Consider the following 23,077-nt stretch of genomic DNA (forward strand, 5'->3'; position numbering starts at 1 on the left):
CATTAATTCAAGCCGAGGACTTTTGCGGGGCTGTTTCGTGGCTATGGGACTTTGGTCTAACGGGTTGTCCGTCGGTGCATTTGCGTAGACCATGGGCGCCTTGGTTTTTGCCTGTGCCAGAGTTCTTTTCATGACTAACACCGATTCGCGCCCGACGCCGTTCAGCCGCTCGGACTACAAGACCCTGGGGCTCGCCGCTCTCGGCGGGGCGCTGGAAATCTACGACTTCATCATCTTCGTGTTTTTCGCCCTGACCCTCAGCCAGTTGTTCTTCCCGCCGGAAATGCCCGAGTGGCTTCGATTGCTGCAAAGCTTCGGGATCTTTGTCACCGGTTACCTGGCGCGACCGCTGGGCGGCATCCTGATGGCGCACTTCGCCGACCGTCTGGGGCGAAAGAAAGTCTTCAGCCTGAGCATCCTGATGATGGCGTTGCCCTGCCTGCTGATCGGGATCATGCCGACCTACGCGCAAATCGGCTATTTCGCACCTTTGCTGCTGTTGGCCCTGCGCATCCTCCAGGGTGCGGCGGTGGGCGGTGAGGTACCCAGTGCCTGGGTATTCGTCGCCGAGCACGCACCCATCGCCCACCGCGGCTATGCCTTGGGTTTCTTGCAGGCGGGGCTGACCTTCGGCTATTTGATCGGCGCATTGACCGCGACCTTCCTGGCGCAGGCGTTCACTGCGGCGGAAATCCTCGATTACGCCTGGCGTTATCCCTTCCTGTTGGGCGGCGTGTTTGGGGTGATTGGCGTGTGGCTGCGTCGCTGGCTCAGCGAAACCCCAGTGTTCACGGCCATGCAGGCGCAGCGCGAGGCAGCCGGCGAACTGCCGCTGCGTACGGTCTTGCGCGAGCATCGCCTGGCCATTTTGCCGGCGATGATTCTCACTTGTGTGCTGACCTCGGCCGTGGTGGTGTTCGTGGTCATCACCCCGACCATGATGCAGAAAACCTTTGGTATGACCGCCAGTCGTACCTTCGCCTTGAGCGCGCTGGGCATCGTGTTCCTGAACATCGGCTGCGTGCTCGCCGGGCTGCTGGTCGATCGCATCGGCGCCTGGCGCACGGTGATGCTCTATAGCCTGCTGCTGCCGCTGGGCATCGGCGTGCTGTATGCCTGCCTGATCATGGGCGGCGACTGGATCGGCCTGGCCTACGCGGTGGCCGGGCTGTCCTGCGGGGTAGTTGGCGCGGTGCCATCGGTGATGGTCAGCCTGTTCCCGGCGCGGATTCGCGTTTCGGGGATCTCGTTCACCTACAACATTGCCTATGCCGCATGGGCGAGTGTCACACCGCTGTTGTTGATCGGTCTGATGCCATGGAGCCCATGGATCTGCGTGATGTTCAGTGCGGTGATGGGCGCGGTGGGCATGGGCAGTGCGGCGTACTTCGGTGCGCGGATGCCGAGAATCGCAGGCTGTCCTGCGGCTGGCGCGCATTGATCGGGCATGTCGTAATTATTTTTTTAGGACAAGCCTGAAGCACGCTTAAGAAAATGTTTCCAAGGCCGATGGTTAGGCTGCATATCGCTTTCTACCCCTGTCCATCGGTGCTTTCCCATGTTCAATAAACGCTTGAAGCAGGAGCTGTCGGCTCTTCGTGAAGAACTCTCCAGCCTCCAGCAAGTGAAGGAAAGTCTGGAAAGCGAAATGCTGGTGCTGACCCTCGACAGCAACGGGCGGGTTCAGTCGGTCAACCAGAACTTCCTTGGCGAAATGCATTACAAGAGCGGCGACCTGATTGGCCGACACATCGACGATCTGGTCCCGGATCAAGTGAAATCCGATGAATTCCAGCTGCGCTTCAAGAACGCGTTGACCCGTGGCGAGCACTTCGCCGGCGCAGTGCGTCTGTTGCGCGGTACCGGCCAGGAAGCGTGGTTGCGTTCGATCCTGCAACCGGTGCGCTCGGCGGACGGGCGGATCAAGTGTTTTTCGATCTTTTCCAGCGACCTGACCCGCACCATCGAGGCCTCCCGCGAACACGAGAACCTGATCGGCGCGCTGGTGCGCTCCACGGCGGTGATCGAATTCGACCTCAACGGCAACGTGCTGACCGCCAACGACCGCTTCCTCAGCGGTATGGGTTACAGCCTGGCGCAGGTCAAGGGCAAGCATCACCGCACCTTCTGCCTGCCGGAAGAATACAACAGTGACGCATACCATAACTTCTGGCGTCGCCTGAATGCGGGCGAGTACGTGGCCGACCGTTTCAAACGTGTCGACAGCCATGGTCGTGCGGTCTGGCTTGAGGCGTCCTACAACCCGGTGGCCGATGCCAACAATAATCTCTACAAGGTGGTGAAGTTCGCCACGGTGATTACCGATCAGGTCAATCAGGAGCAAGCCGTCGCCGAGGCGGCCAACATCGCCTACAGCACCTCGCAGCAAACCGACCAAAGCGCTCAGCGCGGCAACGCCGTGGTGACCCAGGCCGTGGACGTGATGCGCAACCTGGCCAGGCATATGCAAACCGCCGGCGATGGCATCGAAGCGCTGAACGAGCAGTCGCTGGTGATCGGTACCATTGTCAAAACCATCAGCGGCATTGCCGAGCAGACCAACCTGCTGGCGCTCAACGCGGCCATCGAAGCGGCCCGTGCGGGCGAGCAGGGGCGGGGGTTCGCCGTGGTGGCTGATGAGGTCCGGCAACTGGCTTCGCGCACCAGCCAGGCCACCGACGAAATCGTCCTCGTGGTGCGGCAGAACCAGGACATGGCGCGCAACGCCGTAGCGCTGATGTCCGACGGCAAGCTTCAGGCCGAGCAGGGCCTGGCACTGGCGGCGGAAGCGGGTACGGTGATTGTCGAGATCCAGGACGGCGCGCAGAAAGTGGTCAACGCGGTGGGGCAGTTTGCCAATCAACTCACCAACTGACCTGAGATCAGCTCTTGGTGGGAGCGGGCTTGCTCCGGGCGGCGTTCCGACGAAAGCGGTGTGTCATTCAACCCAGCGGTGACTGAATTGACGCCTTCGCGAGCAAGCCCGCTCCCACAGGGTTACGTGGGCGCTACAATCGGCTCTTTTCCCCCAGGAGCAGACTTCCATGAGCGTTCCCCACCGCCGTCCGGTTCCCTTGCCCAAGGCCTATCGTCTGCTCAATCATGGCCCGACCGTGCTGGTCAGCGCAGCCCACGATGGCCAGCGCAATATCATGGCGGCAGCCTGGGCCATGCCACTGGATTTCGAACCACCGAAAATTGCCGTGGTGTTGGACAAGTCCACCTGGACTCGCCAGTTGCTGGAAGCCTCGGGCACGTTTGTGCTGAACGTTCCATGCGCTGCACAGGCCGACATTGTGCAGACCGTCGGTTCGACCTCCGGCCTGGAGTTGACCCAGGGCCAGGGGCGCGACAAGTTTGAGACCTACGATTTACAGACGTTCACCGGCCAGTCGGTTGATGCGCCGATGCTCGAGGGCTGCGTGGCCTGGCTGGAATGTCGCCTGTTGCCGGAGCCGAACAACCACCAGCAGTACGATCTGTTCCTGGCTGAAGTGATTGCCGCCCAGGCTGACGAGCGCGTGTTCAGCGAAGGCCGCTGGCACTTCGAAGGGCAAGACGCCTTGCGCACCTTGCACCACGTGGCGGGCGGGCACTTCTTGACCATTGGTGATCCAGTGGACGGCAAGACCTTGCAGGCGTGAGGCGGCCAGCGCTCAAATCCAGACATCATTCTCGGCCGTGCGCTCGCCACCTTCGCGGCCGGTATTGAGCACGCCCTTGGGTTCGATCAGCAGGAGTTTTACCTCCTGCCCCGCGCTGGGTTTGTGCTCGACGCCTTTGGGCACCACATACATCTCCCCGGCGTTCACCAGCACATGGCCATCGCGAAAGTCGATACGTAACTGGCCTTCCAGAACGATGAAGGTTTCGTCGGTATCGAAGTGGTCGTGCCAGATGAAATCCCCCAGCAGCTTCACCACCTTGAACTGGTAGTCGTTCATTTCGGCGATGACCCGGGGCGACCAGAGTGAATCGATCCGGGCGAGTTTTTCCGCGAAGTTCAGGCTTTCGTAGGCGTTCATCATGGGGCTCTCGTGGTTGATCCTGGGTCACGATAGCCAGCAATCCGGCGCGATTCTTGAACGATTGTGCGTGGCTCAGCGCCGCTGCAGGTTCAGCCAGCGGGCCGGTGGCAAGCCGTAGGTTTTGCTGAATTGCCGAGTCATGTGGCTCTGGTCGGTGAAGCCGGCGATCAGCGCGGCGCTGACCAGTGTCTGCCCCTGAGTCAGCAGCGCGCGAACCATGTCCAGGCGTCGCATGGTCAGGTAGCGATAGGGACTGGTACCGAACAACAGGCGAAAATCCCGGGACAGGCTCCAGCGATCCCGGCCACTGTGTTGCGCCAGCTCATCGAGTGTCACGGTGCGATCGAGGGCGCTGTGGATGTATTCCCGCGCGCGCTGCGCGGCCACGTAATCGAAACCCGAGCGTTTGGCTGTCACACCGGAAACGGTGCTCAAGGCCTGCGCCAGATCGAACAGCGCATCCTGTTCTTCCAGTGGATCGAGCGGGCAATCAAGGCTGCGCAGCAAGGCTCCCGTGGCGGCAAACAGGCGGGGGTCGTTCGACAGTCCGGTCTTGATGAACGGCAGCGGTTGGCCGCCGAGCATCTGCTGGATCAGCGCCGGTTCGATGTACATCATCCGGTACTGGAAACCGGACTCGGTGCCGGCCTCGCCATCGTGGGCTTCGTCCGGGTGCAGCACGATCGTTGCGCCTGGCTGGCTGTGACGCCAGCCACCGCGATACTGAAAGCTCTGCACCCCGGCCAGGGTGTGGCCGATGGCATAGGTGTCGTGGCGGTGAAGATCGTAGCCATGGCCGGCAAAAAACGCCTCGAAACGCTGTAGCCCGCCGACATCGGGCGCGCGATGGAACCAGTCATTGCGAGGCGGGTACTTGGCCATGGTGATGATTGTCTTGAGCTCGATGCGCAACACGGTAACCCAGTCAGCGACTCCGTGTCTTCTGATCGCAAGGCGACAGGTACGCTAGAAAACCAAGGGCAAATACTGCACTGTGTGGCGCATTCTCTGCAGGTCGTTTTTTTCTATTCGTCAGGTGAGGCCAGGTCATGAGCAAGCTGCGCGTGGGGATCATTTTCGGGGGCCGTTCGGCTGAGCATGAGGTGTCGCTGCAATCGGCGAAAAACATCGTCGATGCGCTGGACCGTTCACGCTTTGAACCGGTGCTGATCGGCATCGACAAACAAGGCCACTGGCACCTCAACGATCCTTCGAATTTTTTGCTGAATCAGGAAAATCCGGCGCTGATCGCCCTCAACCAGTCCAACCGCGAACTGGCCGTGGTGCCGGGTAAGGCCAGTCAGCAACTGGTGGAAACTTCCAGCCAGGAAATGCTCGGCCACGTCGATGTGATCTTCCCGATTGTCCACGGCACCCTCGGTGAAGACGGTTGCCTGCAAGGCTTGCTGCGCATGGCCGATCTGCCGTTTGTCGGCTCCGATGTGCTGGGCTCGGCCGTGTGCATGGACAAGGACATCAGCAAGCGCCTGCTGCGCGATGCCGGCCTGGCCGTGACGCCGTTCGTGACATTGACCCGCGCCACGGCGGCGCGCACCGGGTTTGCCGAGGTGCAGGGCAAGTTGGGTTTGCCGCTGTTCGTCAAACCGGCGAATCAGGGCTCTTCCGTGGGCGTGAGCAAGGTCACCGACGAGGCTGAGTACAGCGCAGCGGTGGAGCTGGCGTTAAGTTTCGATACCAAGGTGTTGATCGAATCTGCCGTCAGCGGCCGCGAGATTGAATGCGCGGTGCTCGGCAATGAAGACGCCATCGCCAGTGGCTGCGGCGAGATCGTGGTGCGCAGCGGGTTCTATTCCTACGACAGCAAATACATCGACGACAAGGCGGCTGAAGTGGTGGTGCCGGCCAATATCAGCGTCGAGGCCAGCGAGCGCATTCGCGCCCTGGCCGTCGAAGCGTTCCAGGTACTGGGCTGCTCCGGCCTGGCCCGCGTCGATGTCTTCCTGACCGACAGCGGCGAAGTGCTGATCAACGAAATCAACTCGCTGCCCGGCTTCACCCGCATCAGCATGTACCCGAAACTGTGGCAGGCCACCGGCATGACCTACAGCGAGCTGGTGACGCGACTGATCGAGCTGGCGCTGGAAAAGCACCAGGTTCGGCAGGGGTTGAAGATCAGTCGATAAGGGGAGTTCTGCATCGTCCGTATTATCGGTAGGTATGCTTGCAAGAGCCGACCCTGATCAAGCGTTTTTGACCGGTTTGATCAGGCTCTGGGCGGGTATCCCGAACAGCTCGTGCAGTTTCCAGATCATTGGAAGCGTCAACGCTCGCTTGCCATTGAGTACTTCATAAACACGATTTGTGCGGCCGATGGCGGGTGCAAGATCGGCGGCGGACAACCCGGACTGCTCCATTCTGAACTTGATCGCATCGATAGGATTGGGTAAGTCGACCGGGAAGTGCTTCGACTCATACGATTCGATCAGCGTAATCATGATGTCGAAGTAATCTCCCTCGGGAGTGCCAATCTCTGGTTCATTCTCAAACAGAGCCGACACGCTCTTGAGGGCGGCGCGGTAATCCTCTTCTGTGTGAATCGGGCGAATGTTCATGGGTTACTCCATTTCGACGTTATCAGCGTCGACCGTGTCGTACTGCTTGTGAGTGCCGACAAATTTTATGTACGTGGCGTGGAAACTCTAACCAGGACGCAAATATTTGCGGGTAGGAAAAAGCAGCGGGAGAGAGGCGAGCTGGACTCTTTGCTTATAAAAAGGGCCTACCCACCGGTAAGCCCTTTCTCATCCCCCGCGTACGACTCAATCCCCCAGCGCTTGCCCTTCACGTCGCGGATCGGCTCCGCCTGTCAGCGACGCTTTGCCTTGGGCGTCCTTGACCCGAACAATCGCCTGGGTCCCGCTGGTCATGTCGATCTCGCTCACGCTGTGCCCTTTGTCTTTCAGCGCCTGAATCAGCGTCGGGCTGAACTGCCCCTGTTCCAGTTCGGTCGGGCCGTTGCGGCTGCCGAAGTTGGGCAGGTTGATGGCGGCTTGTGCATCGAGGTTCCAGTCGAGCAGGCCGATGGTGGATTTGGCCACGTATTCGATGATTTGCGAGCCGCCGGGGGAACCGACGGTGGCGAGGAATTCGCCGCTCTGGCGGTCGAAGATCAGGGTTGGGGCCATGGACGAACGCGGGCGTTTGCCGGGCTCGACGCGGTTGGCGACTTTTTGCCCGTTTTCCTCGGGGATGAACGAGAAGTCGGTCATCTCGTTGTTGAGCATGAAACCCTGAACCATGATGTGCGAGCCAAACGCTGACTCGATGGTGGTGGTCATCGACACGGCGCCACCCGCGTCATCGACGGCCACCACTTGCGAGGTGGAAATCCGCAGTGGCGAACGGTCCGGCGCATAGGCCACACGGATGCCCGGCGGAGTGCCGTGTTTGGCCGTGCCCATGCTGCGTTCACCAATCAGGGCGGCGCGGCTGGCGAGGTAGGCCGGGTCGACCAGGCCCTTGACCGGCACGGGGACGAAGTCTGTATCGGCTAAGTATTGAGCGCGGTCGGCGTAGGCCAGGCGTTCGGCCTCAGAGATCAGGTGCACGGCTTGCGGGTCGGGTTCGATGCCGGCCGGGGCCGTGGTCTTGACCGGTTGCAGCGGTGCCAGCGCCAGGCGTTTATCGCGGGTCTCCAGGGCTTGCAGCGTGCCGAGGATCTGCGCCACGGCGATCCCGCCCGACGACGGTGGCGGCATGCCGCAGACCTGCCAGCGCTTGTAGTCGGTGCACAGCGGCGCGCGCTCCTTGGCCTGGTAGTTGGCGAGATCGGTCAGGGACAGGCTGCCGGGGTTGGCGTGCCCCTGCACCTTGGCCGCGATTTCCTCGGCGACCGGGCCTTTGTACAGGGCATCCGGGCCTTCATGGGCAATGCGCTTGAACACGGCGGCCAGTGCCGGGTTCTTCAAGTTTGTGCCGACGGCTTTTGGGCTGCCATCGGCATTGCGGAAGTAAGCCATCATTTCCGGCGAGCGAGGCATGGACGAATCCGCGGCGATCAACCGGTGCAGGCGTGGCGAAATGGCGAAGCCTTGTTCGGCGAGCTGGATGGCCGGTTCAAACAGCTGCGCCCAGGGCAGGCGTCCGTGTTTTTGATGGGCCAGTTCTAGGGCGCGCAGCACGCCGGGTGTGCCCACCGAACGACCGCCAATCTGCGCCTGGGTGAACCCCATCGGTTGTCCGTTGGCTTGCAGGAAAAGCTTTTCGGTGGCGCCGGCCGGGGCGGTTTCACGTCCGTCGTAGGTGCGCACGGCCTTGCCATCCCAGAGGACGATCAATGCGCCGCCGCCGATGCCCGAAGACTGTGGCTCGACTAGCGTCAACACGGCTTGCATCGCAATCGCCGCGTCGATGGCCGAGCCGCCCCGGCGCAGCATCTCCCGCCCGGCTTCGGCCGCCAGCGGATTGGCCGCCGCTGCCATGTATTTGTCGGCATGTTGAGTTTTCAGGTCGGTGCGGAACCCGGAAGCGCTTTCCGGTGCGAGCGGCAGCGTCGGCACCGAAGCGTTGTGGCACGCGGCCAGGGTCAAGGCACTGGCGAGCAGAACCAGGGTTGGCAGGCGATAGCGGCGCAATGGAAAGGTTGAGAACACGTGGGGTACTCCGTCCGTTGGATCTACGATCAGTGGACTTTATCGGCCGACCGGGAGGGACGCAAACCAGGTCCCACGGCATTGACGCTTTTGTCCTTCATCAATAGCGGGATTTTCTGTAGGGTCGTTGCCAACAGGCAGGCCGGAAAATCAACAAGAGGCAGACATGCAAACCGAGTTCCCCACCCAGTCCAGCTATCGCACCCAGCGTGAACAGTTCCTGGCCGCCGCGACCACTGCAGGCGCAATGCTGACGGAGTATCCACACCCGCTCAAGGGGCCGTTTGGTGAGTCCCTGAGCACGGATGTGGCGGTATTGGGTGATCCGGGCGCCAAGCGCCTGTTGATCGCGCTGAGCGGTACCCACGGAGTCGAGGGCTTCTACGGCTCGGGTTGCCAGATCAAATGGCTGCAGGAGTTGGGCAAGCGCTCTCTGCCAGCGGATGTCGCCGTGGTCATGATCCATGCCATCAACCCTTGGGGCATGGCGTGGTTGCGCCGGGTCAACGAAGACAACATCGACCTGAACCGCAATCACCTGGATTTCCAGCGACCGCTGCCGGACAACCAGGCCTATGACGCCCTGCATGAAATCTATGCCTGCCCACAGTTGCAAGGTCCGGAGCGTGATCGTGCCGATGCCTTGCTCGACGAACAGATTCGCCTGCACGGCTGGCCGGCAGTCATGTCGATTGTCGAGGGCGGTCAGCATGCTCACCCCGACGGTCTGTTTTTCGGCGGGCTGGCGCCGAGCTGGTCGAACCGCACGTTGCACAAGATCGTGCAAATGCACGTAGCCCATGCCGAGGTCGCCATGTGTTTCGACTTGCACACGGGCGCTGGCGAATACGGTCATCCGATGTTGTTGACCATCACCGAGTCCGCCTATCCGGCGCTGGCGGATGCGCAGGCGATTTATGGCCCGTGGCTCTACAGCCTGCAGACCGGTGCCGATACCCTGAGCGAAACCGGCGTGGCGGCAACGGCCACCGGCTATACCTCGCAGGCATTGATCGATGCGCTGCCGCAGGTACGGCTGATGCCGTTTGTCATTGAGTGTGGGACTTACCCGGGGCCGGACGTTCACCGGCATCTGCGCGATGATCACTGGCTGCATTTGCATGGCAACCCGAGCGACGCAACGGGGCGCGGGATCAAGTTGAATCTGCTGGAGCAGTTCTATCCGGCGGATAGCGATTGGCAGGCGATGGTCTGGTTGCGCACTTGGCAGATCTGGGAGCGGGCGTTATCGGCATTGCCGACCATTGGCGTCTGATCGATGCGCGCATGCGGTTGAGGATTTCCTGCAACCGCAGCGTACTTTTTCAAGGCATAAAAAAACGGCCTACCTTTCGGTAAGCCGTTTTTAGTACTTGGTGGCTACACAGGGACTTGAACCCCGGACCCCAGCATTATGAATGCTATGCTCTAACCAACTGAGCTATGTAGCCAAGTGGCGCGCATTATTCACCGGTAACGGGGATGCGTCAAGCATAAATCTAAAATATTTCTCTGCGCTTTCAACCGTTTATCAAAATCTATCCTCTGAGCAAGGGTGAAGGGCAGCGCTGGAACCAGCGGCTGGCCTGTTCGTAGGCGTGGGCCAGTTGCAGGACAGCGAAGTCGGCCTGGTGTCTGCCGATGATTTGCAGGCCCATGGGCAGGCCGCTGGCGTTGAAGCCGACCTGTACGTTGGCTACCGGGCAGCCGGACAAGGTGCCGGGAATCACCACCTCCATCCAGCGGTGATAGGTGTCCATGGTCACGCCTTCGATGGTGGTGGGCCACGGTTGGGTTTTATCGAAGGGGAACACCTGGGCGCTGGGCAGCAGCAGGTAGTCGTATTTTTCGAACAACCTGGAGATCGCCCGATACCAGTCGCTGCGCGTCACCGAGGCGGCAAACACGTCGGTGGCCGAGAGTTTCAGGCCGTTTTCGACTTCCCAGCAGGCTTCCGGTTTCAACAGCGCCCGTTTTTGCGGGTCGGCGTATGTCGCGCCCAACGAGCCGGCGACCATCCAGTGGCGCAACGTCCGCCAACTGCTCCACAGCTTCTCTGGCGCGAATCCGGATTGAACGGGCTCGATGTGGCAACCCAGGCTTTCGAAATCGGCAAAGGCCTTTTCACACAGCGAGAGGATGTCTTTTTCCATCGGCAGGTAGCCGTTGAAGTCGCCGAGCCAGCCCAGACGCGTGCCTTTGAAGTCCCGATCCAGCGGTGCCGCAAAGGCGCTGCCGGGCTCGGCAATCGACAGCGGCGCCCGTGCATCGGCCCCGGCCTGCACTGACAGCAGCAACGCCGCATCGCGCACGCTGCGAGCCATGGGGCCTTCGTAGCCGAGTTGGTCGATAAACAGGTCGGCACTGTCATCGAAGGGCACGCGGCCCTGGGACGGACGGAACCCGAAGATGTTGTTGAAGGCGGCCGGGTTGCGCAGCGAGCCCATCATGTCGCTGCCGTCGGCCACCGGCACCAGGTGCATCGCCAGCGCCGCCGCCGCACCGCCGCTGCTGCCGCCAGCGGTCTTGCTCGGGTCGTAGGCGCAACCGGTCGCGCCGAACAGCGGGTTATAGCTTTGCGAACCGAGGCCGAATTCCGGGGTATTGCTCTTGCCGATGATGATCGCGCCCGCCGCTTTGATTCGCTCGACCATGATGCCGTCGCGCTCGGGGATGAAGTCCTTGTACAGCGGCGAACCCAGCGTGGTGCGGATGCCACGGGTCAGGGACAAGTCCTTGATGGCGTGGGGCAGGCCGTGCATCCAGCCACGGTATTGACCTTTCGCCAGTTCGGCGTCGCGGATATCGGCCTGGGCCAGCAGGTCTTGCGGCGCTTGCAGGCTCACCAGTGCATTGACCTTCGGATTGAAGCGTTCGATATGGGCAAGATAAGTCTGCATCACTTCCCGGCAGGAAACCTGGCGCAGGCGGATGCGTTCGGCGAGCTCGTGGGCCTGTAACAGGACCAGTTCGCTGATGTTATTAGAGTTCATTGCAAGCGGCCTTTCAGACGGCTGGAAAAACGCCCCGTCATCGCGTCGGGGCGGTAGAGATCAACGCATCAGGTTGGTCCAGAGACGGTCGGCCAGGCGGATCGCGCCTTCGCCGCAGGTCTTGCTGAACACCACCTGGGTGCCTTCGGGAATGTGCAGTTCCGGGGCGTCTTTGAGGCCCGCGTCGAGGAACGGCTCCACACCCTTGATCGGGCTCTGGTGCTTGAGGAAATTCTGGGTCATCGCCGCGTTTTCAGGCTGGCTGAGGAACGCGATGAAGGCCTTGGCGTTTGCCGGGTTCTTGCTGCCGGTCGGGATGACCATGTTGTCGACCCAGGCCAGCACACCTTCTTTCGGGTACAGGTATTTCAGGCTCGGTTTCATCTCCCGGGCGCGCATCGACGAGCCACCCCAGAAGGTCGACATGTCGATTTCGCCGGAGGCGAGGTTTTCGCGGATCGAACCGGCCTTGGAACTGTAGGTTTTGACGAAGGGTTTCTGCGCCTTGAGCAGGGTCAGAATCTGCTGCATCTGCTTCGGGTCTTCGCTGCACAGTGGAATGTTCAGATACAGGCTGGCCATGTCCACCACGTCGCTGACCGAGTCGAACATGTTGATTCGTCCTTGCAGCTCGGCCGGTGGCTCGTAAAGCACCTTGAGGCTATCGGCAGGCCCCTTGTAGCGCTCGGTGTTGAGCACCACGCTGGTGGTGCCCCAGATGAACGGCACGGAATAGGCACCTTCCGGGTCCCAGGTGGGTTTTTTCAGGTTGTCGACGACGCTGGCGTAGTAGGGCTGGTTGACCGGGTCGAAGCGCTCCAGCAGTTTTTCCTTGATCAGGATCGGCACGAACTGGTGCGAAGGGATCGCCACGTCATAACCGGCACCGCCCTGTTTCAATTTGGCCAGCAGGGTTTCGTTGGAATCGTAGGAGTCGACTGTAACTTCGATGCCGGTCTGCTTCTGGAACTTGGCGAGAATCTCCGGCGAAAAGTAGCCGCTCCAGCTCACCACGTTGAGTTTTTCCGCGGCCTGAACGCTGCCGACCATGGTCAGCGGTAAAGTCAGGAACAACGAAGTGCCGATGCTTTTAATCCACTTGCTCATGCTATTTCCCCACAGTACGTAGAAGGTTCAGGTTTTCTTTTTGCCCAGCAGATAAGAGAGCGTGACGAACAGCACCGAGACGCCCAGGATCAGGGTCGAGACAGCGTTGACGTCCGGTGTCACACCCATGCGCAACAGGCCGAAGATGAAGATCGGCAAGGTGGTGGTGCCGGCCTGGGAGACCATCATCGAGATCACGAAGTTATCCAGCGACACGATGAAGGCCAGCATCAACCCGGAGAAAATTCCCGGCATCAACAGCGGCAACGTGACCTTGCGAAAGGTCCGCCACGGGCCGGCATAGAGGTCGGCCGAGGCCTGTTCCAGGGACAGGTCCATGTCGTTCAGGCGTGCCCGTATCGGCAGAAAAGCGAACGGGATACAGAACACCGTGTGCGCGATGATCAGGTTGCCGTAGCCCAGGGACAGACCGATGGTGGAGAACAGCGCGAGGGTGGCGACGCCGACCACGATTTCCGGCAGCACCAGGGGCAACATGATCGCGCCCATGGACAATTGCAGGCCCTTGAACTTCGCACCCCGTGAAGTGCCGAGAGCGGCGAGGGTGGCGATGGCCGTGGCGACCATGCTGGCGCAGACCGCGATCAACAGACTGTTGCCAGCCGCCTGGCGCAGGGCCTGGTTGGCGAATGCGGCGCGATACCAGTCGAAGCTGAAACCGGTCCACACCGTGGCCGACTGGTTGGCGTTGAACGAAAACACCACCAGCACCACGATCGGCGCGTAGAGGTACAGGTAGAACAGGAAACTGAAACCGCCGAAGCCGGGGAAGTCCTGCACCCCCAGCGTGTTGCGTTTGAACAGGCCGATCATCACGCACCTCCTTTGGCGATGCGCTGGCGCTCGGCACGCAAGGCATAAACCGTCAGTACCAACATCACCGCCGCCATCAGCACCAGCGACAGGGCCGCACCGAAAGGCCAGTTACGCGCATCGCTGAACTGGCGGAAGATCAGGTTGCCGAGCATCATTCGCGTGCCGCCACCGAGCAGTTCCGGAGCGATCATCGCGCCCAGGCAAGGCACGAAAGTGAGGATGGCGCCGGCGAGAATTCCCGGTTTGGCAATCGGCAACACCACCTTGCGCAAGGTTCGAACGCGTCCGGCGTAGAGGTCTTGAGCGGCTTCGAGCAGGCGGATGTCCATTTTTTCCAGGGTGGCGTAGATCGGCAGCACGACGAAGGGCGCATAGGTATAAACCAGCCCCAGCAGCACCGCGCCGTCGGTGTAGAGCAGTTGCAGCGGCTGGTCGATGACCCCGAGGCCCATCAGGCTGTTGTTGATCACCCCGGTGTTGCGCAACAGCAGAATCCAGGCGTAGGTGCGGATCAACAGGTTGGCCCAGAACGGCACGGTGATCAGGAAGATCAGCAAGCCACGGCGATGGGCCGGTTGCATGGCCAGCCATACCGCCACCGGAAAACCGATCAACAGGGTGATGAGCGTGGTCAGCCCGGCGATGCCGATGGAGCGCAGGGCAATGATCAGGTAGGAGTCGGCGAAGGCCAGGCTGTCGTCCAGTTGCCGCTCGAACAGCAGCGAGGTGTAGGCGTCACTGCTGAATACCTTGTTCACCCCGCCATAGGGGTTAGCCTCCATCAGCGAGTAACCGATGACGATCAGGATCGGCACGATCAGAAACAGGCCGATGGCGATCAGCGCGGGGCTGACACCGAGAAAGCTCTGGAAGGCCCGCCGACGTTCCAGTGTGTTGGCAATCGGTAAAGCGTGCATGGCAATTCCTCGTGCTCAATCGTGCAGGACGCTGGCGCTGCCCTGGTCGAACAACAGACCGGCCTGACTGCCGACGGCGAAGCGTTTGCTCTGGTCGACGCAGTTGGGGGTGCGCACGGTGAGGCGTGAACCGTCGCTCAGGCTGACCTGGTATTGCAGGTCGGTGCCGAGGTAGATCTGCGCTTCGATCCGGCACGGCAGAGCGTTCTCAGTGGTGGCTGGCACCAGATGCAAACGCTCGGGGCGCACGGACAATGCGACGTTGGCACCGACTCGCACATCGCTGCATGGCTGTGCAGGCAATGGATGACCGGCCGGACCGGCGAACCAGGCCAGGCCGTCTGCAACGCGGGTGACCGTACCTTCGATGAAGTTGGTTTCACCGATGAAGTCCGCCACGAAGCGATTGCGCGGGCGTTCGTAGATGTCTTCCGGACGACCGACCTGCTGCACCTCGCCTTCGGACAACACGGCGATACGGTCGGACATGGTCAGGGCTTCTTCCTGGTCGTGGGTGACGAAGATGAAAGTGATGCCGGTGCGCGCCTGAATGGTTTTCAACTCTTCGCGCATGGCCTGGCGCAGCTTGAGGTCCAACGCCGAAAGCGGTTCGTCGAGCAGCAAGACTTTGGGATGCGGCGCCAATGCACGAGCGAGGGCGACACGCTGTTGCTGACCGCCAGACAGTTGCGCCGGCTTGCGGTTGGCAAAGCGCTCCATCTGCACCAGGGCGAGCATCTCGCGCACCCGTTCTGCCATTTGCGTTTTGTTCAGGACTTTGCCCATCGGGTGGGACTCAAGGCCGAAGGCCAGGTTCTCGGCGATGGTCATGTGCGGGAACAGCGCGTAATGCTGGAACACTGTGTTGACCGGGCGCTGGAAGGGCGGGCGGTCGGCGATGTTTTCGCCGTAGAGCAGAATTTCGCCTTCGGTAGGGAATTCGAACCCGGCGATCATCCGCAGGAGCGTGGTTTTGCCGCAGCCCGAAGGGCCGAGAAGGGTGAAGAACTCGTTGTCGCGAATGTCCAGGTCGATGCTTTTGAGTGCCACCGGGCCAGTCTTTGGATCACCGTAGACTTTGCGCACTGAGCGGATGGACACCGCCAGCGTTTGCAGCGAATGCAGGGCATTCATGCGTTACCTCCGATTCCCCCATCGCCTGCGCACGTGCTGAAAACAGCTGTGTCGTCGGGCCATGGATATTATTTTTCTGGGCAGGATCGAGATTGCGTTCGGGTGTTGTAACCAGCTGTTTTGTTGTTCTGCTGTGGATCGATTATCAGCGAGGGGTTGCGGGGGCGAAACTTCAATTTTAACATAGGGGCTGTTAAAAAATTTAACAGCAGAAGGCGCCCGGAAACCATGCCTGACCACCGTTTGCCGCCGCTCAACGCGGTGCGTGCCTTTGATGCCGCGGCCCGGTTGGGCAGCTATGTCGAAGCCTCCAAAGCCCTGCACGTGACCCAGCCGGCCATCGGCCGCCATGTGAAATTGCTGGAAGACTGGCTGGGCATCCAACTGTTCGAGCGCACCTCACGCGGGGTCAACCTGACGACGGCGGGGGAGAAGTACCACCGCAAGATCACCGCCGCCTTGCAACTGATCATCGAAGCTGGAAAAGAGGTGCAGCCAAAACACGCCGAACGCTGGCTGCGCATCATGGTTGTGCCAGGGTTTGCCAAGCGCTGGCTGATGCCGCGCATCGAGGCCATGCGTCATCTGCGCCCGGGCTTGAAGTTCGCCATCGAGCCCAACTCCACCTTCACCGAAGTGGATGGCAAAAGCGCTGACCTGGGCATCGTCTACGGGTTGGACGGCCAATATGCGCACTCGCGCACCAGCCTGATTTGTCCTCGGGTGTTTCCGATCTGTTCCCCCGACTATCTGGCCAGCGTCGAGCCCATCGACAGCCCCGCGGACCTGGTGAAACACAACCTGATCCATGTGGATGACGGCGAGTGGTGGAACCTGTGGTTCGCCGCCAACGACCTCGACATGCACCTCAATTCGGACATGCTCTACGTCAACAACGACCACGCGCTGTCGGTGGCCGAGAGCGGGCAGGGCATCGCACTGGCCAACGAAGTGCTGGTGCGCGACGAACTCCATAGCGGCAAGCTGGTGCGGGTGGTGGAGGCGCAAGTGAAGCTGGAAAGCTATCGAGTGCTGACGCCGTCCGCCGAACTCTCGGCGGACGCGGCGTGGTTTATCGACTGGCTCAAGAGCGAACTGGAGCAGGACTTCCCGGAGGCGGTGATCCGCGCCTGAGAAGTCCTGGCGGGTTCAACTCAAACGGAAGCGCCCGGTGTTGTCGCTTAAGGCTTTGCTGCCGTGGCTCAGGGTGTCCGCGGCCTGGTTCACCGCGCGAGCCCCTTCGAGCAAGCGCACCGCCGCTTGATCGACCTGCTGGATATTGCCGCTGACCTCGTCGGCGGTACTGGCCTGTTCCTCCACCGCCGTGGCGATTTGCGCCAGGGTATCGGTGACGCTCTGCACCGCACTGGCGATTTCCCCGAGCCGTTCACCGAGGCCGGTGACCGCTTGCGCATCGCTCTCTGCCTGACTGCACGCGGCTTGCATCAGGCTGACGGCCTCATTCACGGTGTTGCGCAGGCTGTCGACCGTGCCGGCGATCTGTGCGGTCGACGACTGGGTGCGTTGGGACAGGCTGCGCACTTCATCGGCCACCACTGCGAAGCCACGCCCTTGCTCGCCCGCCCGGGCCGCCTCGATGGCGGCGTTGAGTGCCAGCAGGTTGGTCTGCTCGGCGACACCGCGAATGGTGTCGACCACCAGTTGAATCTGCTGTCCTTGTTCACTGACCCGGCCCAGCGCCGCAGCGGTCTCGTTCAGACGTTGATTGAGCTGCTGGATACTCGCGGTGGTGCGCTGGCTGTCACGGCTGCTGTCGGCGGCAATGCGCCGGGTGTGCTGGGCGCTGCCGGACGCCTGTTCGCAACTGTGGGCCACCCCTTGTGAGGTGGCGGCCAGTTGCGTCGCGGCAGCGGCAATCTGGCTGATCTGCAACTGCTGGGCTTCGACTTCGCCCAGGGCGTCGCTGGAATGATGGTTGAGGGTTTGTACCGCGTTGCTCAGTTGCAGGGTTTCGTGATCCACCCCTTGCAGGCTGGTGCGCAGTTGCACCACGGCGACGTTCAGCGCGGTGCTGATGACCGCCAGTTCGTCCCGGCCTTGAACCGGCACTTGCAGGCTCAGATTGCCATCGCGCAGGGCCTCGGCCAGTACCGTGATGCCGCTGGCGCTGCGGCGGATCGAGGCCTGCAAACAGATGAACAGATACAGCGCGGCCAACAGCAGGCAGCCCAACACGGCGGCCACAACAACGAACTGGCGGATCGCCGAGTCGTGGTAGTAATCCAGGCGTTGATCCAGCGACACCAGCGACTGCTGACGCAACGAGGCGAGGTCAGAGAGCAGGGCATCGAGACTGCGTTCGAAGTCCTCCGGCTTGAGGTTGATGCTGCCGCCGAACACGCCGTCATCCAGCACCTTCAGGCCCGCATCCAGGCGCTTGAGGCTGTCGTGGTATTGCCCGGCCCAGGTTTGCAGGGCGTTGGGCAAGCGCGCTTCGAGCAGGCCTGCGGTTTTCACCAGCTGCTCGCGCGCATCGCCGATGCGGCTGCGCAAGTCGCGCAGTTGCAGGCGGCTTTGCAGGGTGAACTGTCCGGACACCACCGAGGCCTGGCCCACAGCAGCCAGACGACCGACCCGTTCGATCAGGTCCGGCGCATGCTGTGTGGAGATCTGCGTCAGCAAGTAGGTTTCCAGCCACGGTGCCAGCGTCAGGCGATTGTCCATGGCGATCTGCTCGCGCAAGGCTTGCAGGGCGCTCAAGGCGTTGGTGAAGCGATCATATCCATCCGGCCACCAACCGACAGCACTCAGGCTTTTTGAGTCGAGGCCATCGAGGGCGGTTTGCAGGGCCTGATAACGCGACAGGGTTTCGCCCTCGGCGCTTTCTTTTTGCAGGGCATTGCCCAATTCGGCAGTGGCCTGGCTGACGGCGGGCTGAACCCCATCGACGGCGGCCATCGCGGCGAGGGTGGCCGGCGTTGGCTGGCGATTGGTTTCCGTGGCGCGCCACCTGGCGGCGCGATCACGCTGGGCGGCGAGCAGGTCATCCAGCGCATCGAGCGCAAGCAGTTGCCGCACCCCGGCGCGTTCGCCGGAGATCAGGCTGAGTTTGTCGCGATAGTCCTGGCCGATCATCCACAGGCTGCCGGCCAGCGGCAGGATAAACAGCAGAAACAACAGCTGGAATTTACGTGCGAAGCCAAAACGCCCCAGCAGCCCGATCCCCGGTGATAAAAAAGCCTGCATGCCCCATGACTCCTCTGGACACCACGCACTATTGGCGTGCGACGGAGGTTGTCGCACCCCCGACTCGTGCCCTCTAAAAAGGCCTCGAAAGTTCACCCTTGTCCGCTCTGTAGGCCGACTCTGTAGCGAAACTTCCCATTGTCGGTCTCCTTTGTAAGGAAGCCGCGTTCAAGCAGACAAGGAAGGCAAGATTCAGACCATGGCTTTGCGCCATCAAGGTTGTGGTGATGAAAAACGAGGTCGTTAGCAGGCTAAGGGGATGGCGTTGCCGCACCGAAAAATGGCACATTGGCGCACCTGCACGTTTGTACCTCCTGTTGTCTGGAAATTCCCATGGCTATCAGCAACGCCCAGACCGGCTCAGTGCCGGCGTCCGCTACGCCCCAAAGCAGTCCCCTGGTGATGCGCATCATTGGCGCGGTAGCGCTGGCGCATTTGATCAACGACCTGATCCAGTCGGTGCTGCCGTCGATCTATCCGATGCTCAAGGCCAACTATGGCCTGACCTTCACCCAGGTCGGCCTGATCACCCTGACGTTCCAGTTGACGGCCTCGCTGCTGCAGCCGTGGGTCGGTTACTACACCGATCGTCATCCCAAGCCCTGGTTGTTGCCGGCGGGTACGGTCTGCACCCTGGTCGGGATTCTGATGATGTCGGTGGTCGGCAGCTTCCCGCTAATCCTGTTGGCGGCGGGGCTGATCGGCATCGGTTCATCGACCTTCCACCCGGAAGCGTCCCGCGTGGCGCGCCTGGCTTCGGGCGGACGCTTCGGGCTGGCGCAATCGACCTTCCAGGTCGGCGGTAACGCAGGCTCGGCGTTCGGCCCGTTGCTGGCGGCGGCGATCATCATTCCCTACGGTCAAGGGCAGGTGGCCTGGTTCGGCCTGTTCGCGGTGTTTGCGCTGTTCGTGCTTTACCGGATCAGCCGCTGGTACGCCAACCATTTGAACCTGTTCAAGCTCAAGCAGGGTCAGGCGGCGACTCACGGCTTGTCCAAGGGCCGAGTGACCAGTGCGCTGGTGGTGCTCGGGTTGCTGGTGTTCTCCAAGTATTTCTACATGTCGAGCCTCACCAGCTACTTCACCTTTTATCTGATCGAGAAGTTCGACCTGTCGGTGGCCAGCTCGCAGCTGCATCTGTTCCTGTTTCTCGGCGCGGTTGCGGCGGGGACGTTCTTTGGCGGGCCGATCGGCGACAGGATCGGGCGCAAGGCGGTGATCTGGTTCTCGATCCTCGGCGTTGCGCCGTTCACCTTGCTGCTGCCCCATGTCGACCTGTTCTGGACCAGCATTCTCAGCGTGGTCATCGGCTTCATTCTCGCCTCGGCATTCTCGGCCATCGTGGTGTACGCCCAGGAACTGGTGCCGGGTAATGTTGGGATGATCGCCGGGATATTCTTCGGTTTGATGTTCGGCTTCGGTGGGATTGGCGCGGCGTTGCTGGGCCATCTGGCGGATATTCACGGCATCGAATACGTGTACTACCTGTGTTCGTTCCTGCCGCTGTTTGGGGTGCTGGCGATCTTCCTGCCGCGTACGAAAAAGTCCTGATCCAGCACAAATCCCCTGTGGGAGCGAGCTTGCTCGCGATGACGGAGTGTCAGTCAGTATCTTTGTTGGCTGACACACCGCTATCGCGAGCAAGCTCGCTCCCACAGAAAAGCAAAAACAAGGCACAAAAAAAGCCGCGTATCAAACGCGGCTTTTTCTTGGGCGTATGGCTTACACGTTGAAACGGAAGTGCATCACGTCGCCGTCTTTAACGATGTAATCCTTGCCTTCCAGACGCCATTTACCGGCTTCCTTGGTACCGGCTTCGCCCTTGTACTGGATGAAGTCGTTGTAGGCGATCACTTCGGCGCGGATGAAGCCTTTTTCGAAGTCGGTGTGGATCACGCCAGCGGCTTGTGGTGCGGTGGCACCGACGCGGACGGTCCAGGCGCGGACTTCTTCGACACCGGCGGTGAAGTAGGTCTGCAGGTGCAGCATTTCGTAGCCGGCGCGGATCACGCGGTTCAGGCCAGGCTCTTCGAGGCCCAGGGCTTCGAGGAACATGTCTTTTTCTTCGCCGTCATCGAGCTCGGCGATTTCCGCTTCGATCTTGTTGCACACCGGAACAACCACGGCGCCTTCTTCTTCGGCGATGGCGCGTACAACGTCCAGGTGCGGGTTGTTCTCGAAACCGTCTTCAGCGACGTTGGCGATATACATGACCGGCTTGGTGGTCAGCAGGTGGAAGCCCTTGATCACCGCTTTCTCGTCGGTGCCCATGTTCTTCATCAGGCTGCGCGCCGGCTTGCCTTCGGTGAAGTGAGCGATCAGTTGCTCCAGCAGGCCTTTCTGGACCACTGCGTCCTTGTCACCGCCCTTGGCGTTGCGCGCGACTTTCTGCAGTTGCTTCTCGCAGCTGTCGAGGTCGGCGAAGATCAGTTCCAGGTCGATGATTTCGATGTCGCGTTTCGGGTCGACGCTGTTGGAGACGTGAATCACGTTCTCGTCTTCGAAGCAGCGGACCACGTGGGCGATGGCATCGGTTTCACGGATGTTGGCCAGGAACTTGTTGCCCAGGCCTTCACCTTTCGACGCGCCGGCAACCAGGCCCGCGATGTCGACGAATTCCATGGTGGTCGGCAGGATGCGCTTTGGATTGACGATGGCAGCCAGGGCTTCCAGGCGCGGATCCGGCATCGGCACGATACCGCTGTTAGGCTCGATGGTGCAGAAGGGGAAGTTCTCGGCCGCGATCCCGGATTTGGTCAGGGCGTTGAACAGGGTGGACTTGCCGACGTTAGGCAGGCCGACGATGCCGCAATTGAATCCCATGGTGTTTCCCCTCGGATAAGAGTCAGGCCTTCTGGCTGTGCAGGTTTTTCATCGCGCGGTTCCATTCCCCGGCGAGGATATCCGGCAGCACGCCGAGGGCAAAGTCGATGCTGGCATCGAGTTTTTCCTGTTCGGCGCGTGGCGCACGACCCAGGACGAAATTTGAAACCATACTGGCGACGCCCGGATGACCGATGCCAAGCCGCAGGCGGTGGAAAGTGTTCTGATTGCCCAGTTGCGCAATGATGTCGCGCAACCCGTTGTGACCGCCATGGCCACCGCCCACTTTGAGTTTGGCGACGCCGGGTGGCAGGTCGAGTTCGTCGTGTGCCACGAGGATTTCTTCAGGCTTGATGCGGAAGAAACCTGCAAGGGCCGCCACGGCCTGGCCGCTGCGGTTCATGTACGTGGTGGGAATCAGCAGACGAACATCCTGACCCTGATGCGAATAGCGCCCGGTCAGGCCGAAATATTTGCGGTCCGCCACAAGGTTTACGCCTTGTGCGTTCGCGATGCGCTCAACAAAAAGGGCCCCTGCGTTATGCCGGGTCTGTTCGTATTCAGCGCCTGGATTTCCCAGGCCAACGATCAGTTTGATGGCAGTCACGATAGGGGCCCTTCCTTGGAGTGGTGGATAACATCGCCGCAATCAGGGATAGCGGCGAAAGTGGACGAAAATTGCTCATTTACCATGATGTAAACTCCGCGTTCTCGCCCGCTTTCTCGCTATGCTCTAGTCCGCGATGTTTCCGGTCACTCCGGCGTACAGAGTAAAATTACTCTGCAGCGCCTTCTGCAGCTTCTGGAGCAACACGTGGAGCGTGGACGTTGGCAACAGCCTTGTCATCACCGTGTGCCAGGGCCACGAACTCAACGCCTTTAGGAGCCTTGAGGTCCGACAGGTGAATGATCGAACCGATTTCAGCGTTAGCCAGGTCGACTTCGATGAACTCAGGCAGATCTTTCGGCAGGCAGGAAACTTCGATCTCGGCAACAACGTGCGAGATTTCGCCGCCTTTCTTGGTCGGTGCTTCTTCGTTGATGAAGTGCACTGGAACGATAGCGGTCAGTTTCTGGCCGGCTACTACGCGTACGAAGTCAGCATGCATCACGTGGCCTTTGGCCGGGTGACGCTGCAGGGCTTTGATCACGACGTTCTGCTTGGTGCCACCAACGTTCAGCTCGATGATGTGGCTGTAAGCCGCTTCGTTTTCGAGCAGTTTGGCAACTTCTTTGGCCAGCATGCTGATGGATTCAGGGGCTTTGTCGCCACCGTAAACTACAGCTGGAACCAGGCTTGCGAGACGACGCAGGCGGCGGCTCGCACCTTTCCCCAGGTCGGAACGCACTTCAGCATTCAGAGTAAAATCGTTCATGTTGTATCTCCAAAATAACCACACTCGCCCCAGCGTTTGCGA

At 61.0% G+C, this 23,077-nt stretch carries 19 protein-coding genes, 1 tRNA gene and 3 pseudogenes; 8 read left to right on the forward strand and 15 right to left on the reverse strand.

What is annotated here, in order from left to right; all coding sequences use genetic code 11:
* Positions 1-130: 130 nt before the first annotated feature.
* From KW840_RS00075 to KW840_RS00085, 4 genes and pseudogenes are all read left to right on the forward strand, one after another.
* Complete coding sequence (locus KW840_RS00075) at positions 131-1,441, forward strand: MFS transporter (RefSeq protein ID WP_328587071.1); 1,311 nt, start codon at positions 131-133, stop codon at positions 1,439-1,441.
* Positions 1,442-1,648: 207 nt separating this feature from the next.
* Positions 1,649-2,287 (forward strand): annotated as a pseudogene (locus tag KW840_RS28855) (PAS domain-containing protein); the annotation flags it as partial.
* Positions 2,288-2,437: 150 nt separating this feature from the next.
* Positions 2,438-2,875, forward strand: a pseudogene (locus KW840_RS28860) (methyl-accepting chemotaxis protein); the annotation flags it as partial.
* A gap of 169 nt (positions 2,876-3,044) precedes the next feature.
* Positions 3,045-3,644 carry a flavin reductase family protein gene (locus KW840_RS00085; RefSeq protein ID WP_090457683.1) on the forward strand — a complete coding sequence of 200 codons (600 nt, stop codon included), beginning with the start codon at positions 3,045-3,047 and terminating at the stop codon, positions 3,642-3,644.
* Between the two features lie 12 nt (positions 3,645-3,656).
* Here KW840_RS00085 and KW840_RS00090 read toward each other — a convergent pair whose 3' ends face one another.
* Positions 3,657-4,025 (reverse strand): cupin domain-containing protein, encoded by a 369-nt coding sequence (locus KW840_RS00090; protein WP_218494497.1) that lies wholly within the window; start codon positions 4,023-4,025, stop codon positions 3,657-3,659.
* A 75-nt stretch (positions 4,026-4,100) separates the two neighbouring features.
* Positions 4,101-4,910, reverse strand: coding sequence for an AraC family transcriptional regulator (locus tag KW840_RS00095; RefSeq protein WP_154947814.1), 810 nt, complete (start codon positions 4,908-4,910; stop codon positions 4,101-4,103).
* A gap of 167 nt (positions 4,911-5,077) precedes the next feature.
* On the opposite strand from KW840_RS00095, the gene ddlA reads away from it, so the two are divergent.
* Positions 5,078-6,172: a D-alanine--D-alanine ligase gene (gene ddlA / locus KW840_RS00100; protein WP_218494200.1), complete on the forward strand. Its 1,095-nt coding sequence runs from the start codon at positions 5,078-5,080 to the stop codon at positions 6,170-6,172.
* Between the two features lie 57 nt (positions 6,173-6,229).
* On the opposite strand, the gene KW840_RS00105 is transcribed toward ddlA, so the two are convergent.
* The 3 genes and pseudogenes from KW840_RS00105 to ggt all read right to left on the reverse strand — a co-directional run bounded on the left by KW840_RS00105 (position 6,230) and on the right by ggt (position 8,641).
* Positions 6,230-6,601, reverse strand: coding sequence for a type II toxin-antitoxin system HigA family antitoxin (locus KW840_RS00105; protein ID WP_218494201.1), 372 nt, complete (start codon positions 6,599-6,601; stop codon positions 6,230-6,232).
* 3 nt (positions 6,602-6,604) lie between these two features.
* Positions 6,605-6,685 (reverse strand): annotated as a pseudogene (locus KW840_RS28865) (type II toxin-antitoxin system HigB family toxin); the annotation flags it as partial.
* A gap of 123 nt (positions 6,686-6,808) precedes the next feature.
* Complete coding sequence (gene ggt, locus KW840_RS00110) at positions 6,809-8,641, reverse strand: gamma-glutamyltransferase (RefSeq protein WP_218494202.1); 1,833 nt, start codon at positions 8,639-8,641, stop codon at positions 6,809-6,811.
* Between the two features lie 166 nt (positions 8,642-8,807).
* Here ggt and KW840_RS00115 point away from each other — a divergent pair, with 166 nt between their 5' ends.
* Positions 8,808-9,917 carry a M14 family metallopeptidase gene (locus KW840_RS00115; protein WP_218494203.1) on the forward strand — a complete coding sequence of 370 codons (1,110 nt, stop codon included), beginning with the start codon at positions 8,808-8,810 and terminating at the stop codon, positions 9,915-9,917.
* 98 nt (positions 9,918-10,015) lie between these two features.
* Here KW840_RS00115 and KW840_RS00120 read toward each other — a convergent pair.
* The 6 genes from KW840_RS00120 to KW840_RS00145 all read right to left on the reverse strand — a co-directional run bounded on the left by KW840_RS00120 (position 10,016) and on the right by KW840_RS00145 (position 15,629).
* A tRNA-Met gene (locus tag KW840_RS00120) sits at positions 10,016-10,092 on the reverse strand.
* A gap of 87 nt (positions 10,093-10,179) precedes the next feature.
* Positions 10,180-11,634: an amidase gene (locus KW840_RS00125; protein ID WP_218494204.1), complete on the reverse strand. Its 1,455-nt coding sequence runs from the start codon at positions 11,632-11,634 to the stop codon at positions 10,180-10,182.
* A gap of 60 nt (positions 11,635-11,694) precedes the next feature.
* Positions 11,695-12,741, reverse strand: a complete 1,047-nt coding sequence (locus KW840_RS00130) for an extracellular solute-binding protein (protein ID WP_090457671.1) — start codon at positions 12,739-12,741, stop codon at positions 11,695-11,697.
* 27 nt (positions 12,742-12,768) lie between these two features.
* Positions 12,769-13,575, reverse strand: coding sequence for an ABC transporter permease (locus KW840_RS00135; RefSeq protein ID WP_057713307.1), 807 nt, complete (start codon positions 13,573-13,575; stop codon positions 12,769-12,771).
* A complete protein-coding gene (locus KW840_RS00140; protein ID WP_007981819.1) occupies positions 13,575-14,495 on the reverse strand; it encodes an ABC transporter permease in 921 nt (306 codons plus the stop codon). The genes KW840_RS00135 and KW840_RS00140 overlap by 1 nt, the downstream gene beginning before the upstream one ends.
* A 15-nt stretch (positions 14,496-14,510) precedes the next feature.
* Positions 14,511-15,629, reverse strand: coding sequence for an ABC transporter ATP-binding protein (locus KW840_RS00145; protein ID WP_218494205.1), 1,119 nt, complete (start codon positions 15,627-15,629; stop codon positions 14,511-14,513).
* 228 nt (positions 15,630-15,857) lie between these two features.
* On the opposite strand from KW840_RS00145, the gene KW840_RS00150 reads away from it, so the two are divergent.
* The gene (locus tag KW840_RS00150) at positions 15,858-16,763 is read left to right on the forward strand and encodes a LysR substrate-binding domain-containing protein (protein WP_218494206.1); all 906 of its coding nucleotides are present in this window, start codon (positions 15,858-15,860) and stop codon (positions 16,761-16,763) included.
* Positions 16,764-16,778: 15 nt separating this feature from the next.
* Here the strand turns inward: KW840_RS00150 and KW840_RS00155 are convergent, their stop codons facing one another.
* The gene (locus KW840_RS00155) at positions 16,779-18,836 is read right to left on the reverse strand and encodes a methyl-accepting chemotaxis protein (protein WP_218494207.1); all 2,058 of its coding nucleotides are present in this window, start codon (positions 18,834-18,836) and stop codon (positions 16,779-16,781) included.
* Positions 18,837-19,169: 333 nt separating this feature from the next.
* Here KW840_RS00155 and KW840_RS00160 point away from each other — a divergent pair, with 333 nt between their 5' ends.
* A complete protein-coding gene (locus KW840_RS00160; protein ID WP_090457663.1) occupies positions 19,170-20,387 on the forward strand; it encodes an MFS transporter in 1,218 nt (405 codons plus the stop codon).
* A gap of 171 nt (positions 20,388-20,558) precedes the next feature.
* Here KW840_RS00160 and ychF read toward each other — a convergent pair whose 3' ends face one another.
* The 3 genes from ychF to KW840_RS00175 form a co-directional block, all read right to left on the reverse strand.
* Positions 20,559-21,659, reverse strand: coding sequence for a redox-regulated ATPase YchF (ychF, locus tag KW840_RS00165; protein ID WP_007981836.1), 1,101 nt, complete (start codon positions 21,657-21,659; stop codon positions 20,559-20,561).
* Between the two features lie 22 nt (positions 21,660-21,681).
* Positions 21,682-22,266, reverse strand: coding sequence for an aminoacyl-tRNA hydrolase (gene pth, locus KW840_RS00170; protein WP_007973893.1), 585 nt, complete (start codon positions 22,264-22,266; stop codon positions 21,682-21,684).
* A 169-nt stretch (positions 22,267-22,435) separates the two neighbouring features.
* A complete protein-coding gene (locus tag KW840_RS00175) occupies positions 22,436-23,035 on the reverse strand; it encodes a 50S ribosomal protein L25/general stress protein Ctc (RefSeq protein ID WP_007973891.1) in 600 nt (199 codons plus the stop codon).
* Positions 23,036-23,077: the final 42 nt, after the last annotated feature.

Origin of the sequence: Pseudomonas sp. PDM30, from assembly GCF_019218985.1 — a bacterium.
In the GTDB taxonomy this organism is placed as follows: Bacteria; Pseudomonadota; Gammaproteobacteria; order Pseudomonadales; family Pseudomonadaceae; genus Aquipseudomonas; species Aquipseudomonas jessenii.

Excerpts from the sequence above, each read along its gene's own strand:
- KW840_RS00150 (WP_218494206.1), top strand. The coding sequence starts at position 15,858 with ATGCCTGACCACCGTTTGCCGCCGCTCAACGCGGTGCGTGCCTTTGAT.
- KW840_RS00135 (WP_057713307.1), bottom strand. The coding sequence starts at position 13,575 with ATGATCGGCCTGTTCAAACGCAACACGCTGGGGGTGCAGGACTTCCCC.
- KW840_RS00155 (WP_218494207.1), bottom strand. The coding sequence starts at position 18,836 with ATGCAGGCTTTTTTATCACCGGGGATCGGGCTGCTGGGGCGTTTTGGC.
- KW840_RS00090 (WP_218494497.1), bottom strand. The coding sequence starts at position 4,025 with ATGAACGCCTACGAAAGCCTGAACTTCGCGGAAAAACTCGCCCGGATC.
- ychF (WP_007981836.1), bottom strand. The coding sequence starts at position 21,659 with ATGGGATTCAATTGCGGCATCGTCGGCCTGCCTAACGTCGGCAAGTCC.
- KW840_RS00130 (WP_090457671.1), bottom strand. The coding sequence starts at position 12,741 with ATGAGCAAGTGGATTAAAAGCATCGGCACTTCGTTGTTCCTGACTTTA.
- KW840_RS00175 (WP_007973891.1), bottom strand. The coding sequence starts at position 23,035 with ATGAACGATTTTACTCTGAATGCTGAAGTGCGTTCCGACCTGGGGAAA.
- KW840_RS00075 (WP_328587071.1), top strand. The coding sequence starts at position 131 with ATGACTAACACCGATTCGCGCCCGACGCCGTTCAGCCGCTCGGACTAC.
- ddlA (WP_218494200.1), top strand. The coding sequence starts at position 5,078 with ATGAGCAAGCTGCGCGTGGGGATCATTTTCGGGGGCCGTTCGGCTGAG.
- KW840_RS00145 (WP_218494205.1), bottom strand. The coding sequence starts at position 15,629 with ATGAATGCCCTGCATTCGCTGCAAACGCTGGCGGTGTCCATCCGCTCA.
- KW840_RS00125 (WP_218494204.1), bottom strand. The coding sequence starts at position 11,634 with ATGAACTCTAATAACATCAGCGAACTGGTCCTGTTACAGGCCCACGAG.
- KW840_RS00095 (WP_154947814.1), bottom strand. The coding sequence starts at position 4,910 with ATGGCCAAGTACCCGCCTCGCAATGACTGGTTCCATCGCGCGCCCGAT.
- KW840_RS00085 (WP_090457683.1), top strand. The coding sequence starts at position 3,045 with ATGAGCGTTCCCCACCGCCGTCCGGTTCCCTTGCCCAAGGCCTATCGT.
- KW840_RS00160 (WP_090457663.1), top strand. The coding sequence starts at position 19,170 with ATGGCTATCAGCAACGCCCAGACCGGCTCAGTGCCGGCGTCCGCTACG.
- KW840_RS00140 (WP_007981819.1), bottom strand. The coding sequence starts at position 14,495 with ATGCACGCTTTACCGATTGCCAACACACTGGAACGTCGGCGGGCCTTC.
- KW840_RS00115 (WP_218494203.1), top strand. The coding sequence starts at position 8,808 with ATGCAAACCGAGTTCCCCACCCAGTCCAGCTATCGCACCCAGCGTGAA.
- KW840_RS00105 (WP_218494201.1), bottom strand. The coding sequence starts at position 6,601 with ATGAACATTCGCCCGATTCACACAGAAGAGGATTACCGCGCCGCCCTC.